Origin of the sequence: Streptomyces sp. SudanB182_2057 (assembly GCF_964272715.1) — a bacterium.
Taxonomy (GTDB): domain Bacteria; phylum Actinomycetota; class Actinomycetes; order Streptomycetales; family Streptomycetaceae; genus Streptomyces; species Streptomyces rubradiris.
The window spans coordinates 5,098,080-5,111,647 of sequence record NZ_OZ186798.1; the positions used below are offsets into that span (position 1 = coordinate 5,098,080).

Here is a 13,568-nt window from a genome sequence, read left to right on the forward strand (position 1 = left end):
GGCCTATGCCTTGGCCGCCGGTTTCTTCTCGCCGGTGAAGGCCTCGTACTCCTTCATGACCGCCTCCGTCGGCCCGTCCATGCGCAGTTCGCCGCGCTCCAGCCAGAGGACCCGCTCGCAGGTGTCGCGGATGGACTTGTTGTTGTGACTGACCAGGAACACCGTGCCGGCGCGCTTGCGCAGTTCGCGGATCCGCTCCTCCGAACGCCGCTGGAAGGAGCGGTCGCCGGTGGCCAGCGCCTCGTCGATCAGCAGGACGTCGTGGTCCTTGGCGGCGGCGATGGAGAAGCGCAGCCGCGCGGCCATGCCGGAGGAGTAGGTGCGCATGGGCAGGGTGATGAAGTCGCCCTTCTCGTTGATGCCGGAGAAGTCGACGATGTCCTGGTAGCGCTCCTTGATCTGCTCCCGGGACATGCCCATGGCCAGGCCGCCGAGGTGGACGTTGCGCTCGCCGGTGAGGTCGTTCATCAGGGCCGCGTTCACGCCCAGCAGGGACGGCTGGCCGTCGGTGTAGATGTGCCCACTCTCCACCGGGAGCAGGCCCGCTACCGCCTTCAGCAGGGTCGACTTCCCCGAGCCGTTGGTGCCGATGAGCCCGATCGCCTCGCCCTTGTAGGCGACGAACGACACCTTCTTCACCGCGTGCACCCGGCGCACGCCGGCCGCCTTCTCGGCCTTCCCCCGGCGCAGGATGCGGTTGAGGGCGGCGGTGGCGGAACCGCGGCCCGCGCCGGTGCCGTTGACCCGGTAGACGATGTCGACGCGGTCGGCGACGACGGTGGGGACCTTCTCGGTGGTGTGCTCAGCCACGGCCGTACGTCTCCTCAGCCTTCCAGAAGTAGATGAAACCGCCGACACCGGCGAGCAGGGCCCAGCCGACCGCCGCCGCCCAGACGTGCGGGGGCAGTTGGTGGGCCTGGAAGCTGTCGATCAGAGCGAACCGCATCAGGTCGATGTAGACGGCGGCCGGGTTGATCTGTAGCAGAACCGTGACGACATGCGGCAGGTCGTCGTGCTCGGCGATCTTGTCGATGCTCCACATCACGCCGGACACGTACATCCAGGTGCGCAGCACGAAGGGCATCAGCTGGGCGATGTCCGGGGTCTTGGCGCCGAGCCGCGCCATGATCATGGAGACGCCCGCGTTGAAGGTGAACTGCAGGACGAGCACGGGGACGGCCAGCAGCCAGGAGGCGGCGACCGGCACGCCGAAGCAGAGCAGGATGACGGCCAGCGCGCACATCGAGAACAGCAGTTGCTGGAGCTGCTGGAGGGCGAAGGAGACCGGCAGGGCGGCGCGCGGGAAGTGCAGCGCCCGGACCAGGCCGAGGTTGCCGGAGATCGCCCGGGTGCCCGCCATGATCGAGCTCTGCGTGAACGTCCACACGAAGATGCCGGTGACCAGGAACGGCACGTAGTCCGGCACGTTCTGCTTGGTGCCGAGCAGCACGCCGAAGATGAAGTAGTAGACCGCCGCGTTCAGCAGCGGGGTCATGACCTGCCAGACCTGGCCGAGCTTCGCCTGGCTGTACTGGGCGGTGAGCTTGGCGGTGGCGAAGGCGCCGATGAAGTGGCGGCGGGCCCACAGCTGGCGGACGTACTGCGGCAGGGAGGGGCGGGCGCCGCTGACCGACAGGCCGTGCCGGGCCGCGAGCGCCGCGAGATCGCCGTCGGCCGGGGCCCGGGTGGGGGGCGGTGTGTGGAGGACCTGGCTCACATCCGCTGCTTTCGCTCGGGGGAGGGGATGTCGCGCCCGGCTCGCGCCGGGAGCGCCGCGGTGCCCGTCGGCCGGCGTTTCCTTACGTTTCTCTTCACGTGCTCTTACGTCGGGACGGGACCGTATCGTCGCTACGTGAGCGTAGGGCAGGGCACGTCGGAACGCAACCGTTTCGTCGTCGCGGCCTATGCTGTGCGGTATGACGACGAACGCCGCCTCCGCCGACGAGCCGCCGGCGCGTCCGCGCCGCCGCGCGCCCGCCGGGGCCGCCGTGCTCCGGGAGGACGTGACCGAGGCCATCCGGACGGCGGTCTTCGAGGAACTGGCCGCCGTCGGCTACGCCCGCATGTCCATCGAGGGCATCGCCCGGCGGGCCGGCGTCGGCAAGACGGCGGTGTACCGGCGCTGGCGCTCCAAGCTCCACCTGGTCCTGGACGTGGTCTCGGCGATGGCGGTGACCGGCTTCCCGGTGCCCGACACCGGCTCCCTGGAGGGCGACCTGCGCCTGCTGTACGAGGTCACCTCCCGCGCCCTGCGCCACCCGGTCGCGTCCCAGGTCATCCCCGACCTCCAGGCCGAGGCGGCCCGCAACCCCGATCTCGCCCAGGCCTTCCAGAAGGCCCTGCGGGACGGCCAGGAGGGCGTGGCCAGCCGGATCGTGGCGGCGGCCGAGCAGCGGGGCGAACTGCGCGCCGGGACCGACCCGGAGCTGGCCCTCGACCTGATCTCCGGCCCGCTGTACTGGCGCTCGGTGGTGATCCGCGCCCCGAAACCGCCGAAGGGCTACCTGGAGAAGCTGGCCCGGGCCACGGCGGCGGCCCTCAGGGCGCTGTGAGGGTCCGGGCGCCCGGGGTCGGTCTGAGGACCGACTCGCCGCCCCCGTGACCCGCGGCCGGGCGAGGCCCCGCTACGACGCGCTCAGCGCCCGGTCCGGGAGGCGGTCGGAGCCGGGCCGGGGCCGCGTCGTGGGCCCGGTGCCGTCGGCCGGCGGGCGCGCGGACCGCCACAGCCGTACGCAGGACAGCACGGCGGCGGCCGTCAGCAGCCCGTTGCGGGCCAGCATCAGCAGACAGCCCGCCCAGGTGCCGTCGATCACCTCGCGGTAGTACATCGGGAACGCCACCGTGCTCAGCGCGGACGCCGCCAGGACGAGCACCGCCACCGGCCGCTGGACGGTGTGCCGCGAGGTCAGGCAGACGGCGGCCAGCCCGATCAGCCAGATCATGTACTGCGGGCTGATGACCCGGCTGGTGACCGTGAACAGCAGCACCGCGCTCAGCGCCGCGTCGAACGGCGTCGCCTCGCCGAAGTGCCGCGCCCGCACCCGCCACAGCACCAGCAGCGCGAAGGAGAGCACGGTCAGCGTGAGGGAGGCGACGGCGACCGCGCGGACATACGGGCCGACCAGTTCCACCGCGCCGTACTGGTAGCGGGACCGGCCGGACCAGCCGAAGTGCCGGGCCAGGTTGAGCGCCGTACCGCCGAGCGACTCGATCTGCACGCCCCGGCCGCCCTGCTCCCGCAGGAAGGACAGCGGGTGGGTGAAGAACACCGCGAGCACGGCCAGGCACCCGGCGCCGGTCCAGGCCGCCGACAGCCATGCCCCGCGCGTCGGCCGGCCCCGGGGCGTGCCCAGCAGCACCAGCGCCGGCCACACCTTCACCAGCGCGCCCAGCGCGGCGAGAGCGCCGCCCGCGCGCGGGGAGCGGGCCATGGCCAGCAGGGAGAGCACGGCCAGGGCGGTGACCTGGACGTCGTAGCGGGCCAGCGGCAGGTGCAGCAGCAGCGGCAGGCCGCCGGTCCACAGGGCCGCGCCGAGCAGGCTGCGGCCGGGCCTGCTGCCCGCGCGCAGCAGCGCCGCCACGGTCACCGCGTCCGCGGCCAGGGTGAGCAGCACGAACGCCTGGAAGTAGGTCAGGCCCGGCAGCAGCCCCGGCGCCAGCAGCACCGCGCCCGCGCCCGGCGGGTACTGCCACAGCGTGTCGTGCGCCGGGAAGGAGCCGTGCGCGAGCACGCCGTACCAGTGGTGGTACAGCCGCCACACCTCCCGGGTGACCGCGCCCCCGCCCAGCAGCCGGGGACCGCTGTGCGCGGTCAGCCACAGCATCAGGGCGCGGGTGGCGAGCCACAGGGCGGCAAGGGTGACGATCGGTCCGGGGGTGACACGGAGACGGTTCATCACATGGGAGCCTAAGCGGTGCGGTTGGTGTATCCCGGCTGATACGCCGTCATAATCCGCGAATATTGGCTAATCGCAAGAGATCGGGCCATGGTGAACGTCGGGCTTCCTGCCACACCGCGATCGCGTCGAGCGGTCGGCGCGCCCATGGGCGCGCCGACCGGTACAACGAGCCGGCCGCCCGCCCGGGAACGGCTGCGGCGGGCCGCCGTCCCCGGCGTGCCCGCGCTGGTGATGCTGGTCCTCGGGCTGTGGCGGCTGGACCGGGGCGGCATGTGGCGCGACGAGGCCGTCAGCTTCCAGGTGGGGCGCCGGACCGTGCCGCAGATCTGGCACCTGCTGCACGACGTGGACGCGGTGCACGGCCTGTACTACCTGCTGGCGCACGCCGTCCTCGCCGTCCACCCCGGCGAGGTCGCGCTGCGGCTGCCGTCGGTGTGCGCGGCGGCCGCCACGGCGGCGCTGGTGGCCGAGCTCGGCCACCGGCTCCTCGGGCCGCGGGCCGGGCTGTGGGCCGGGCTGCTCTACGCCGTCACGCCGATGGCCGGGCACTACGCGCAGGAGGGCCGCTCCTACGCCCTGGTCGCGGCCGGTGCCACCGCGGCGACGCTGCTGTTCGTCCGGGCCGTGCGCGGCGGTGCGTGGCGGGCCTACGGCGTGGTCCTCGGCGTCACCTGCTGGCTGCACGAGTTCGCCGTGCTGCTGCTGCTCGCCCACGCGGTGTCGCTGGCGCTGGCCCGGGCCGGGCGGCGGGTGTGGCGGGGCTGGGGCCGCGCGGCGGCGGCGGTCGTGCTGGCGCTGCTGCCGCTGGCGCTGGTGTCGCGGGGCCAGTCGGCGCAGCTGGCGTGGCTGCGGGCGCCCACGGCGGAGACGGCCGGGGGGCTGCTGCGCACGTTCCTGGGGCCGGCCGACTCGGTGTACTGGGTGTGTCTCGCGCTGGGCTGCCTGGGCCTGCCGCGCCTGGTCGGGCGGCGGGGGGAGCCGACGTGCGCGGGGGTGGCGCTGCCGGTGACGGTGGTGCCGCCGCTGGTGCTGATGCTGGTGTCGCAGGCGTCGCCGCTGTACGTCGACCGGTACGTGCTCTACGCCCTGTCGGGGGCGCCGCTGCTGGTGGCCTGCGGGGCGGAGCGGGTGGCGGGGGCGGCGGAGCGGCTGTGGGGGCGCCGACGGCGGGCAGGGTGCCGGCCCCTGGCCTTCCCGGCCTTCACCCTCCTCGGCGTCGCCGCCGTCGCCCTCGCGGTGTTCCACCAGTTCCCCCTGCTCCGCGACGACCGCGACCCCGGTGCCCGGGCGGATGACCTGGGGGCCGTCTCCCGGGCCGCCGGGCGGGAGCTGGCGGCCGGGGACGCCGTGGTGTTCGTGCCGGCGGCCATGCGGAACGTGGCGCTCACCTACCCCGGGCCGTTCCGCGGCACCCGGGACGTGCTGCGGGTGGCGGGAGCGGCGGAGTCCGGGACGCTGTACGGGCGCGAGGCCGGCGTGGCCGAGCTGCGCCGCAGGCTGGCGCGGCTGGACCGGGTGTGGGTGGTCGGGGACCGCCGGCTGCTCGGCGCCCGCTGGGTGCCGCGCAACCCCGTGGAACGGGCGAAGCTGACCACGCTCTGGCAGCAGTTCACCGGCCGCGAGGAGGCCGTGCGGGGGATGGCGACGGTACGGCTCTACGTCCGCCCGGTCAGCGCGCGGCCTCCGTCCGCGCCGCCGCGTCCAGGGCGGCGGTGAGCCGGTCGAGCCGCTCGCGCAGCTCGCCGATCTCCGCCGGGTCGAAGCCGGTCGCCGCCATGATCCGGCGCGGCACCTCGAGCGCCCGCTCGCGCAGCGCCGAGCCTTCCCCGGTGAGCCGGACGAGGACCGACCGCTCGTCCTCGGCGCTGCGCTCACGCCGTACCAGACCGGCCGCCTCCAGCCGCTTGACCAGCGGGGACAGCGTGCCGGAGTCCAGCCGCAACCGCTCGCCGAGCTTCTTGACGGGCAGTTCGCCCTGTTCCCACAGCACCAGCATCACCAGGTACTGGGGGTAGGTGAGCCCGAGGTCCTGGAGGAGGACGCGGTAGACGCCGGTGAAGGCGCGGGACGCGGCGTGCAGGGAGAAGCAGATCTGGCGGTCCAGGCGGAGCCACTCCGGTTCGGTCATGCCTCCAGGGTAGCCCTTGCCCGAGATTCAGTTGTGCACAACTTAGTTGTGTGCTCTACTTTCGGTCGTAACGAACCCCGCATCCGAGAGGGATGGTCTGACATGGACGCGCTCTACACCGCCGTCGCCACCGCGACCCACGGCCGCGAAGGCCGTGCCGTCTCCTCCGACGGCCGGATCGACCTCGCCCTGGCCATGCCGGTCGAGCTGGGCGGCGACGGCCAGGGCAGCAACCCCGAGCAGCTCTTCGCCGCCGGGTACGCCGCCTGCTTCGGCAGCGCCCTCGGCCTGGTCGGCCGCCAGGCGAAGGTCGACGTCAGCGACGCCGCCGTGACCGCCGAGGTGGGCATAGGCAAGCAGGGCGAGGGCTTCGGGCTGAAGGTCACCCTGCGCGTCGAACTGCCCGACACGGTGGACCAGGCCACCGGCCGCGAACTGGTCGAGGCCGCCCACCAGGTCTGCCCGTACTCCAACGCCACCCGCGGCAACATCGACGTCGACCTCGTCATCGAGTAGCCGTCGCACGGCCGGGCGACCGCTACGCCGGCGACAGCGCGTCCCGGGACCCGGACTGGCCCGGGATCCGGGACGCCGGGCCGGACGGCGGCCCGCCCAGCAGCAGGGTCCGCACCACCCGCTCGGCGGCCCGGCCGTCCTCGAACTCGCAGAACCGGGCGCGGAACGCGGCCCGCAGCCGGGCCGACTCCGCGTCCCGCCAGCCGCCCGAGCGGAACAGCCCGGACAGCTCCCGGCAACTGCGGGTGACATGGCCGGGCGGCTCGGCGGTGATGTCGAGATAGGCGCCCCGGCTCGCGGTGAACGCGGGCCAGTCGTCGGCGTGGATCACGATCGGCCGGTCCAGGACGGCGTAGTCGAACATCACCGACGAGTAGTCCGTGACCAGCGCGTCCGCCGCGAGCAGGACGTCCGCCAGGTGCGGTTCGCCGGTCGCGTCCACCACGATCCGGCGCCGGGCCAGCTCCGCCAGGCCCATGCCCCGCGCCGGGCCGGTGGCCAGCGACGGGTGCAGCCGGACCACGAGCGTGTGCCCCTCGCCGAGACCGGCCGCGAACCGGGCCAGGTCGATCCGCTCCACGTAGCCGTTGCGCCGGTAGTCCCGGCGGGTCGGCGCGTACAGCACCACCGTGTGGTCCTCCGGGATGCCGTGCCGCTCCCGGAAACCGCCGGGCCCGCCGCGCACCAGCACGTCGTTGCGCGGGCTGCCGGTGCGCACCGAGGTGAAGTGACAGGGGTAGGCCCGCTCCCACACCAGCTCGGCGTGGCGGCTCGCGACCAGGCTGTAGTCCCAGCGGTCGGCCCGGCGCAGCATCCGGGGCACGTCGAGGCCGAGCCGCGCGCCGGGTTTGTCCCGCAGATCGGCGCCCAGGTACTTCAGCGGGGTGCCCTGGTGGGTGTGGATGTGCACGCTGCCGGGGCGCTTGGCCAGGGTGCCGGGCCAGTTGACGTCGTTGACGAAGAACTTCGCGCGCGCGGTGACCTCCAGATAGCGCCGCGAGCCGACGATCACGTGCTCCACGCCGTCCGGCAGCCCCGCCGCCGTCTCCTCGTCCCGCACCACCCACACCCCGCGCAGCTCAGGGGCGATCTCGCGGGCCGCGTGGTAGATCGCCGCCGGGTCGCCGAGCACGCCCCGGTGCGAGGACGCCGAGTACACCACGAGGCGCTCGTCCAGCGGGCGGCGGGCGTGCAGCGCGGCCCAGCCGGCGCGGGCCCGCGCGGCGGCGGCCCGGCGCGCCCGGGCCGCCCGCCGGGCCGCCTCCCGCCCGGCCCGCGCCGACTGCCGCCGCAGCCGGTACCCGGTCCAGGAGCCGGTCAGCACGGCGACCTCGCCGTCCACCCGGGCGCCCTCGGGCCGGTGGGCGCGGAACAGCCGGGCCGTGCGCCGGAAGAACTCGGCCTTGTCGGCGGGCGGCAGCCGGTCCGGCTTGGCCAGGATGTCCAGGCAGTGCTCGCCCATCTTGCGGTGCAGGTACGGGCGCCAGGACGTCAGCTCCGGCCGCCCGGCCAGATACGCGAAGACCCGCTCGTACTGGTCGTGGATGTCGAAGTGCCTGCGGCTGGTGGTGGACAGGATGTTGCCCTGCCGGCGCTGCCGGTAGTGCACGCAGATCCGGTCCAGGGCGGCGATCCGGCGGGCGCTGAGCATGACCGGGAACGTCCAGGGGGTGTCCTCGTAGTAGCCCGGCGGGAAGGCGAAGCCGTGCTCGGTGACGAAGTCCCGGCGGTAGGCCTTGTTCCAGACCACCATCAGCAGGTCCAGGATCCGCGGGTACTCCGCGGCGGTGAACACCTCCTCCTCGGCGAGGAGGTGCGCGAGGACGTTGCGCCGGGTGCCGCCCCACCAGTAGGCGCGCGCGTAGTCGAAGACCAGCACGTCCGGGTCGGCGGTCTCGGCGAGCCGGTCGGCCACGGCCTCCAGCGCGCCCGGGGTGAGGGTGTCGTCGCTGTCCAGGAAGAGCAGGTAGTCGCCGGTGGCGTGCGGGAGCCCGGCGTTGCGGGCCATGCCGAGGCCCACGTTCTCCGGCAGGTGCAGCACCTTCACCCGCGCATCGCGCCGGGCGTACTCGTCCAGGATCGCGCCGCAGTCGTCCGGGGAGCGGTCGTCCACGGCGATCAGCTCGAAGTCCCCGAAGGACTGCCCGAGCACCGAGTCCAGGCACTCGGGCAGGAAGCCCTGCACCCGGTGACAGGGCACGATCACACTGAAGCGGGGCACGGCGGGTCAGCTCCTCGTGAGGGTCGCGGCGGCGGGGGCGGGGACGCGCTCGGCGAGCGGGAGCACGGGCGGCAGCGCCTGGGGCGGCTCGCCGAGCAGCACCCGGCGCACCACCCGCTCGGCGGCCCGCCCGTCGTCGAACTCGCAGAACCGCTCCCGGAACGCGGCCCGCAGCGCCCGCGCCCGGGGACCGGCGTACGAGCCGTCGCGGAACACGGCGGCCAGCTCCCCGGGGGTCCGGGCGACCAGGCCCGGCGGCTCGGCCGGCAGGTCGAAGTAGACGCCCCGGGTCTCCCGGTACACCTCCCAGTCGGCGGCGTGGATCACGATCGGCCGGTCCAGGTTGGCGTAGTCGAACATGATGGACGAGTAGTCGGTGATCAGCGCGTCCGCCGCCAGGCACACGTCCTCCGTCGAGCGGTGCGCGGTGACGTCGATGATCCGGCCCGAGCCGCGCGGGCCGCCCCGGTCGTAGAAGTAGTGGGCGCGCAGCAGCACGACTACGTCGTCCCCGGCCGCCCGGCAGAACGCCTCCAGGTCCAGGCCGGGCTCGAAGCCGGTGTGGTGGTCGCGGTGGGTCGGCGCGTACAGCACGGCCGTCCGGCCCTCCGGGACGCCCAGCTCACGGCGGATCCGGGCCACGTCACGGGCGGTCGCCGTGTAGTAGACGTCGTTGCGCGGATAGCCGTACTCCAGCTGTTCGTAGGAGCCCGGAAAGGCGCGTTCCCACATCCGGGTGGAGTGGCGGTTGGACGACAGGCTGAAGTCCCAGCGGTCGACCCGGCCCAGCAGCTTGGTGAAGCTGCCGGACCGGGCCGCCACCACCGGGTACACCGACTGGTCCACGCCCATCGTCTTCAGCGGGGTGCCGTGCTGGGTCTGCAGATGCACGCTGCCCGGCCGCTTGACCACGCCCTCGGCGAAGTTGGCGTTGTTGACCAGGTACGTGGCCCGGGCCAGCACCTCCCAGGAGCGGCGCGAACCGAGCACCGCGTACTCGACGCCGTCCGGCATGGTGTGTTCCCGGCCGGCCTCGACCAGGAACACCCCGCGCAGGTGCGGGGCCAGCTCCCGGGCCTTGGCGTGGATCGCCGCCGGATTGCAGGCGTACCCCCGGCCCCAGTACGCGCAGTACACGGCGAGGTCCGGATCGAGCGGGCGGCGCAGGTCGCGGGCGTAGCGCAGCCGGGTGCGGGCCGGGAGCGGGCGCGGCAGCCGGGCGACGGTGCCGCCGGCCGCCCGGCGGGCGCCGCGCAGGGCGCGGAACGCGCCGTACGCGCCCGCCGCCAGCAGCCGGTGCTGCACGCCGAGGCTGCCGTCCGGCACCCGGTGACCGGCCGGGCGGTGCAGCCGGTAGAGCCGGGCCGCCCGGCGGAAGAACGCCCGGTGCCCCGAGAGCAGCCGCTCCGGCCGGGACGCCGCCTTCAGCACCAGCGCGAACGCCTGGTCGAACAGCGGCCCGGTCCGCTCGGGCGGCAGCTCCGCCTCGGCCGCCCGGGTCAGCACCCGCTCCACCTGGTCCAGCAGGGTGTGCTGGTGCGGGCCGGGCAGCTGCAGCCGGCTGCCCTGGCGGCGGGCCCGGTGGCGTACGACGGGCCGGCGCAGCACCGCGATCCGCCCGGCCGCGACGGTCACCAGCCCGCCCCAGCCCAGGTCGGTGAAGTACCCGTCCGGGAAGACGAGTTCCCGCTCGGTGAGGAAGGCCCGGCGGTACACGGCGCTCCACGCGGGCAGCTGGACGCCGGTCAGCCCGGGCAGCTCGGCGGGGGCGAAGGCACCGAGCGGGGCCCGCCCCGGCAGCGGCCCGGCCGAGGTCGCCGGCTCGCCCTCCCACCAGGGGGCGCGCTCGTGCTCGCAGTACAGCACGTCCACCCCGGCGACCTCGGACAGCCGGGCGTCCACCACCGCCAGCGCCCCCGGCAGCAGCAGGTCGTCGCCGTCCAGGAACAGCACATAGGCGCCGGCCGCCGCCCGCATCCCGGCGTTGCGCGCCCCGCTCAGCCCGGCGGACGGCGGCGAGTGGACCACGGTCACCCGGGAGTCCCGCCCCGCGTACCCGGCGGCGACCTCGGCCGCGGCGGCGTCGGGGGCGTCGCAGACCGGGATCAGCTGGAGGTCGCCGAAGGACTGGCCGAGGACCGAGTCCAGCGCCTGGGACAGCCGTCCGGCGACCCCATGGGACGGGACGATGATGCTGAAGCGGGGCATTCTGTTCTCTCTGTCGTCGTGCGGACGCGGCCGGGCCGTCCCGCCGGACGCCAGGTGGTCGGCCGGCTCGGGGCGGGCCGCGTCGAGCCGAGGGGCACGGGAACTCCAGGACGTGACAACGGTGTTCAGCGGCTCCCGGGGTCGGGCAGGGAACCGGGAGGTGGCGGCACGGTGACACTGAACCGGGGCACGGGACATCCCTGGGTCGCTCGGCGCGGGCGTGGTGGTCCGGGAACGGCCGATGGAGTGAATTGGTTACGGCGGGTACGGCATTCGGGCTACCCCGGCCCGACGCGAAAGGGGCGGGCCGCGACCGGCCCGCCCCCTGAACTGACCCGCTCGTACCGCTACTTGACCGCGCCCGCCATCACGCCGGACACGAACTGCCGCTGGAACGCGAAGAACACGGCCAGCGGGATCACCATGGAGAGGAACGCGCCGGGCGCCAGGACGTCGATGTTGTTGCCGAACTGCCGTACCTGCGTCTGCAGGGCGACCGTGACCGGCTGGGTGCCCGACTTGGTGAACACCAGCGCGACCAGCATGTCGTTCCACACCCACAGGAACTGGAAGATGCCGAGGCTGGCGATCGCCGGACCGCCCAGCGGCATCACCACCCGTGCGAACAGCCGCAGTTCACCGGCGCCGTCCAGGCGGGCCGCCTCCAGCAGTTCGCGCGGGATCTCCGCGAAGAAGTTCCGCAGCAGGAACACCGCGAACGGCAGCCCGAACCCGGTGTGGAACAGGATCACCCCGAGGATCGACCCGAACAGCCCGATCTTCCCGAAGAGTTCGGCGATCGGGATCAGCGCCACCTGCACGGGCACCACCAGCAGGCTCACCACGCCCAGGAACCACCAGTCCCGGCCCGGGAACTCCATCCACGCGAACGCGTACCCGGCCAGCGCCCCGATCACCACGACCAGGACCGTCGCCGGGACCGTGATCAGCACGGTGTTGACCAGCGAGTGCGTGATGTCGGAGTTCTCCAGCAGCTTCCGGTAGCTGTCCACGGTGAGCTGGGACGGCTCGGTGAACACCGTCCACCAGCCGCTCGCGCTCATCTCCTGCGGCGAGCGCAGCGAGGACACCAGCAGGCCGATGGTCGGCACCAGCCAGAACAGGCCCACGACGATCAGCACCACGCGGACCAGTCCGCCGCCCAGCCGCTCCACGATCCGGGCACCGACCGACCGCCGGGCGGGAACCGCCCGGGCCGCCCCGGCCTTCCGGACGCCTTCGGTGGTCACCGTCATCGCCGCACCTCCCGCCTGAGCCGACGGATGTTGAACAGCATCACCGGAATCACCAGCAGCAGCAGGAACACCGAGATGGCGCTCGCGACGCCCGGCTGCCCCTCCGAGAAGCCCTTGCGGTACAGCTCCAGCGCCAGCACGTTCGCGTCGTCCTGGGAGGAGCCCGGCGCGATGATGAACACCAGGTCGAACACCTTCAGCACGTTGATCATCAGCGTGACGACGACGACCGCCAGCACCGGGGCCAGCAGCGGCACGGTGACCTTGCGGAACACCTGCCACTCGGAGGCGCCGTCCACCCGGGCCGCCTCCAGCAGCTCCCGGGGCACGCCCGCGAGTCCGGCCGCGATCAGCACCATCGCGAAGCCCGCCCACATCCACACGTACGCCCCGATGATCGCCGGGGTGACCAGCGCCGGGCCGAGCCAGGAGACCCCGTTGTACGGCTCCCGGAAGTTGTCCGCGGGCAGCCGCAGCCGGGCCCCGTCCGCGGCGGCGGGCAGGGTGAAGGTGCCGTCGGCGGACGCCTCGGCGGAGGCCACCACCTTCCCGTCCTTCACCGCCTCGATCCGCATCCCGGCATACCCCACCTCGGACGGGTCCGGCGCGCCGAGCCTGCCGACGCCCTTGCCGCGGGTGAAGTCCTGCCAGGTGGTGCCGGTGACCCTGCCCGGCTCCGGCTTCGCCGCCACGGCCCGCTCCACCCCGTCGGGCAGTTGACCGGGGGCCACGCCCACCAGGGGCAGCGCGACCGGCCGACCGGCGCGCACGGCGTCCCTGGTGACGAAACCCCCGCCGTCCGCCACGAGCGGCGACTTACGGCCCGGATGCGCCTTGGGGAACGCCGACGACTGCGCGAACGTGTCGTGCACGCCCACCCAGACCGCGTTGGCGACCCCCTTGTCCGGGTCCTGGTCGTACACCAGCCGGAAGATGATCCCGGCGGCCAGCATCGAGATCGCCATCGGCATGAAGACGACCAGCTTGAACGCCGTTCCCCAGCGCACCCGTTCGGTCAGCACCGCGAAGACCAGGCCGAGCGCGGTGGCGACCGTCGGCGCGAACACCACCCAGATGACGTTGTTCTTCAGCGCGGTCCGGATGCCGTCGTCGGTGAACAGCGTCTTGTAGTTGTCGAAGCCGGCGAAGCCGTCACCGGAGGCGTTCGAGAAACTGCGGACGATCGAGTACCCGATCGGGTAGACCACGAGCGCGCCGAGCAGCACCAGCGCGGGCAGCAGGAACAGCGCTGCCACGGCCTTGCGGGTGCCGGTCACGCTCTTGCGACCGCGGGGCGCGGCGGGGCCCGGTGGGGCCCCGGCCGCCGCTGCCGACGCCAT

At 73.7% G+C, this 13,568-nt stretch carries 11 protein-coding genes; 3 read left to right on the top strand and 8 right to left on the bottom strand.

Features of this window, described 5'->3' with window-relative positions; genetic code table 11:
* Positions 1-3 precede the first annotated feature (3 nt).
* Together ACSURM_RS22445 and ACSURM_RS22450 are read right to left on the bottom strand one after the other, a co-directional pair.
* The gene (locus tag ACSURM_RS22445; protein ID WP_436957426.1) at positions 4-810 is read right to left on the bottom strand and encodes an ABC transporter ATP-binding protein; all 807 of its coding nucleotides are present in this window, start codon (positions 808-810) and stop codon (positions 4-6) included.
* The gene (locus ACSURM_RS22450; protein ID WP_436957428.1) at positions 803-1,717 is read right to left on the bottom strand and encodes an ABC transporter permease; all 915 of its coding nucleotides are present in this window, start codon (positions 1,715-1,717) and stop codon (positions 803-805) included. Before ACSURM_RS22450 ends, ACSURM_RS22445 begins: the two co-directional genes overlap by 8 nt.
* A gap of 199 nt (positions 1,718-1,916) precedes the next feature.
* On the opposite strand from ACSURM_RS22450, the gene ACSURM_RS22455 reads away from it, so the two are divergent.
* A complete protein-coding gene (locus ACSURM_RS22455) occupies positions 1,917-2,552 on the top strand; it encodes a TetR/AcrR family transcriptional regulator (protein WP_436957430.1) in 636 nt (211 codons plus the stop codon).
* Between the two features lie 72 nt (positions 2,553-2,624).
* Here ACSURM_RS22455 and ACSURM_RS22460 read toward each other — a convergent pair whose 3' ends face one another.
* Positions 2,625-3,896 (bottom strand): glycosyltransferase 87 family protein, encoded by a 1,272-nt coding sequence (locus tag ACSURM_RS22460; protein ID WP_436957432.1) that lies wholly within the window; start codon positions 3,894-3,896, stop codon positions 2,625-2,627.
* Between the two features lie 234 nt (positions 3,897-4,130).
* On the opposite strand from ACSURM_RS22460, the gene ACSURM_RS22465 reads away from it, so the two are divergent.
* Entirely contained in the window at positions 4,131-5,615 is a 1,485-nt protein-coding gene (locus ACSURM_RS22465) for a glycosyltransferase family 39 protein (RefSeq protein WP_436961163.1), read from the top strand.
* Here the strand turns inward: ACSURM_RS22465 and ACSURM_RS22470 are convergent.
* The gene (locus tag ACSURM_RS22470) at positions 5,569-6,027 is read right to left on the bottom strand and encodes a MarR family winged helix-turn-helix transcriptional regulator (protein WP_436957434.1); all 459 of its coding nucleotides are present in this window, start codon (positions 6,025-6,027) and stop codon (positions 5,569-5,571) included. The two genes, ACSURM_RS22465 and ACSURM_RS22470, sit on opposite strands and share 47 nt — an antisense overlap.
* 102 nt (positions 6,028-6,129) lie before the next feature.
* Here ACSURM_RS22470 and ACSURM_RS22475 point away from each other — a divergent pair, with 102 nt between their 5' ends.
* Positions 6,130-6,543, top strand: coding sequence for an organic hydroperoxide resistance protein (locus tag ACSURM_RS22475; protein WP_189995974.1), 414 nt, complete (start codon positions 6,130-6,132; stop codon positions 6,541-6,543).
* 22 nt (positions 6,544-6,565) lie between these two features.
* Here ACSURM_RS22475 and ACSURM_RS22480 read toward each other — a convergent pair whose 3' ends face one another.
* The 4 genes from ACSURM_RS22480 to ACSURM_RS22495 form a co-directional block, all read right to left on the bottom strand.
* Positions 6,566-8,764, bottom strand: a complete 2,199-nt coding sequence (locus ACSURM_RS22480; RefSeq protein WP_436957436.1) for a bifunctional glycosyltransferase/CDP-glycerol:glycerophosphate glycerophosphotransferase — start codon at positions 8,762-8,764, stop codon at positions 6,566-6,568.
* 6 nt (positions 8,765-8,770) lie between these two features.
* Entirely contained in the window at positions 8,771-10,972 is a 2,202-nt protein-coding gene (locus tag ACSURM_RS22485) for a bifunctional glycosyltransferase/CDP-glycerol:glycerophosphate glycerophosphotransferase (protein ID WP_436957437.1), read from the bottom strand.
* Between the two features lie 347 nt (positions 10,973-11,319).
* Entirely contained in the window at positions 11,320-12,228 is a 909-nt protein-coding gene (locus ACSURM_RS22490; RefSeq protein WP_436957438.1) for a carbohydrate ABC transporter permease, read from the bottom strand.
* Complete coding sequence (locus ACSURM_RS22495; RefSeq protein ID WP_436957440.1) at positions 12,225-13,568, bottom strand: carbohydrate ABC transporter permease; 1,344 nt, start codon at positions 13,566-13,568, stop codon at positions 12,225-12,227. The genes ACSURM_RS22490 and ACSURM_RS22495 overlap by 4 nt, the downstream gene beginning before the upstream one ends.

What these genes read in the sequence shown, in the direction of transcription:
- ACSURM_RS22485 (WP_436957437.1), bottom strand. Translation starts at nt 10,972, where the DNA reads ATGCCCCGCTTCAGCATCATCGTCCCGTCCCATGGGGTCGCCGGACGG.
- ACSURM_RS22490 (WP_436957438.1), bottom strand. Translation starts at nt 12,228, where the DNA reads ATGACGGTGACCACCGAAGGCGTCCGGAAGGCCGGGGCGGCCCGGGCG.
- ACSURM_RS22465 (WP_436961163.1), top strand. Translation starts at nt 4,131, where the DNA reads ATGCTGGTCCTCGGGCTGTGGCGGCTGGACCGGGGCGGCATGTGGCGC.
- ACSURM_RS22495 (WP_436957440.1), bottom strand. Translation starts at nt 13,568, where the DNA reads ATGGCGTCGGCAGCGGCGGCCGGGGCCCCACCGGGCCCCGCCGCGCCC.
- ACSURM_RS22455 (WP_436957430.1), top strand. Translation starts at nt 1,917, where the DNA reads ATGACGACGAACGCCGCCTCCGCCGACGAGCCGCCGGCGCGTCCGCGC.
- ACSURM_RS22470 (WP_436957434.1), bottom strand. Translation starts at nt 6,027, where the DNA reads ATGACCGAACCGGAGTGGCTCCGCCTGGACCGCCAGATCTGCTTCTCC.
- ACSURM_RS22475 (WP_189995974.1), top strand. Translation starts at nt 6,130, where the DNA reads ATGGACGCGCTCTACACCGCCGTCGCCACCGCGACCCACGGCCGCGAA.
- ACSURM_RS22460 (WP_436957432.1), bottom strand. Translation starts at nt 3,896, where the DNA reads ATGAACCGTCTCCGTGTCACCCCCGGACCGATCGTCACCCTTGCCGCC.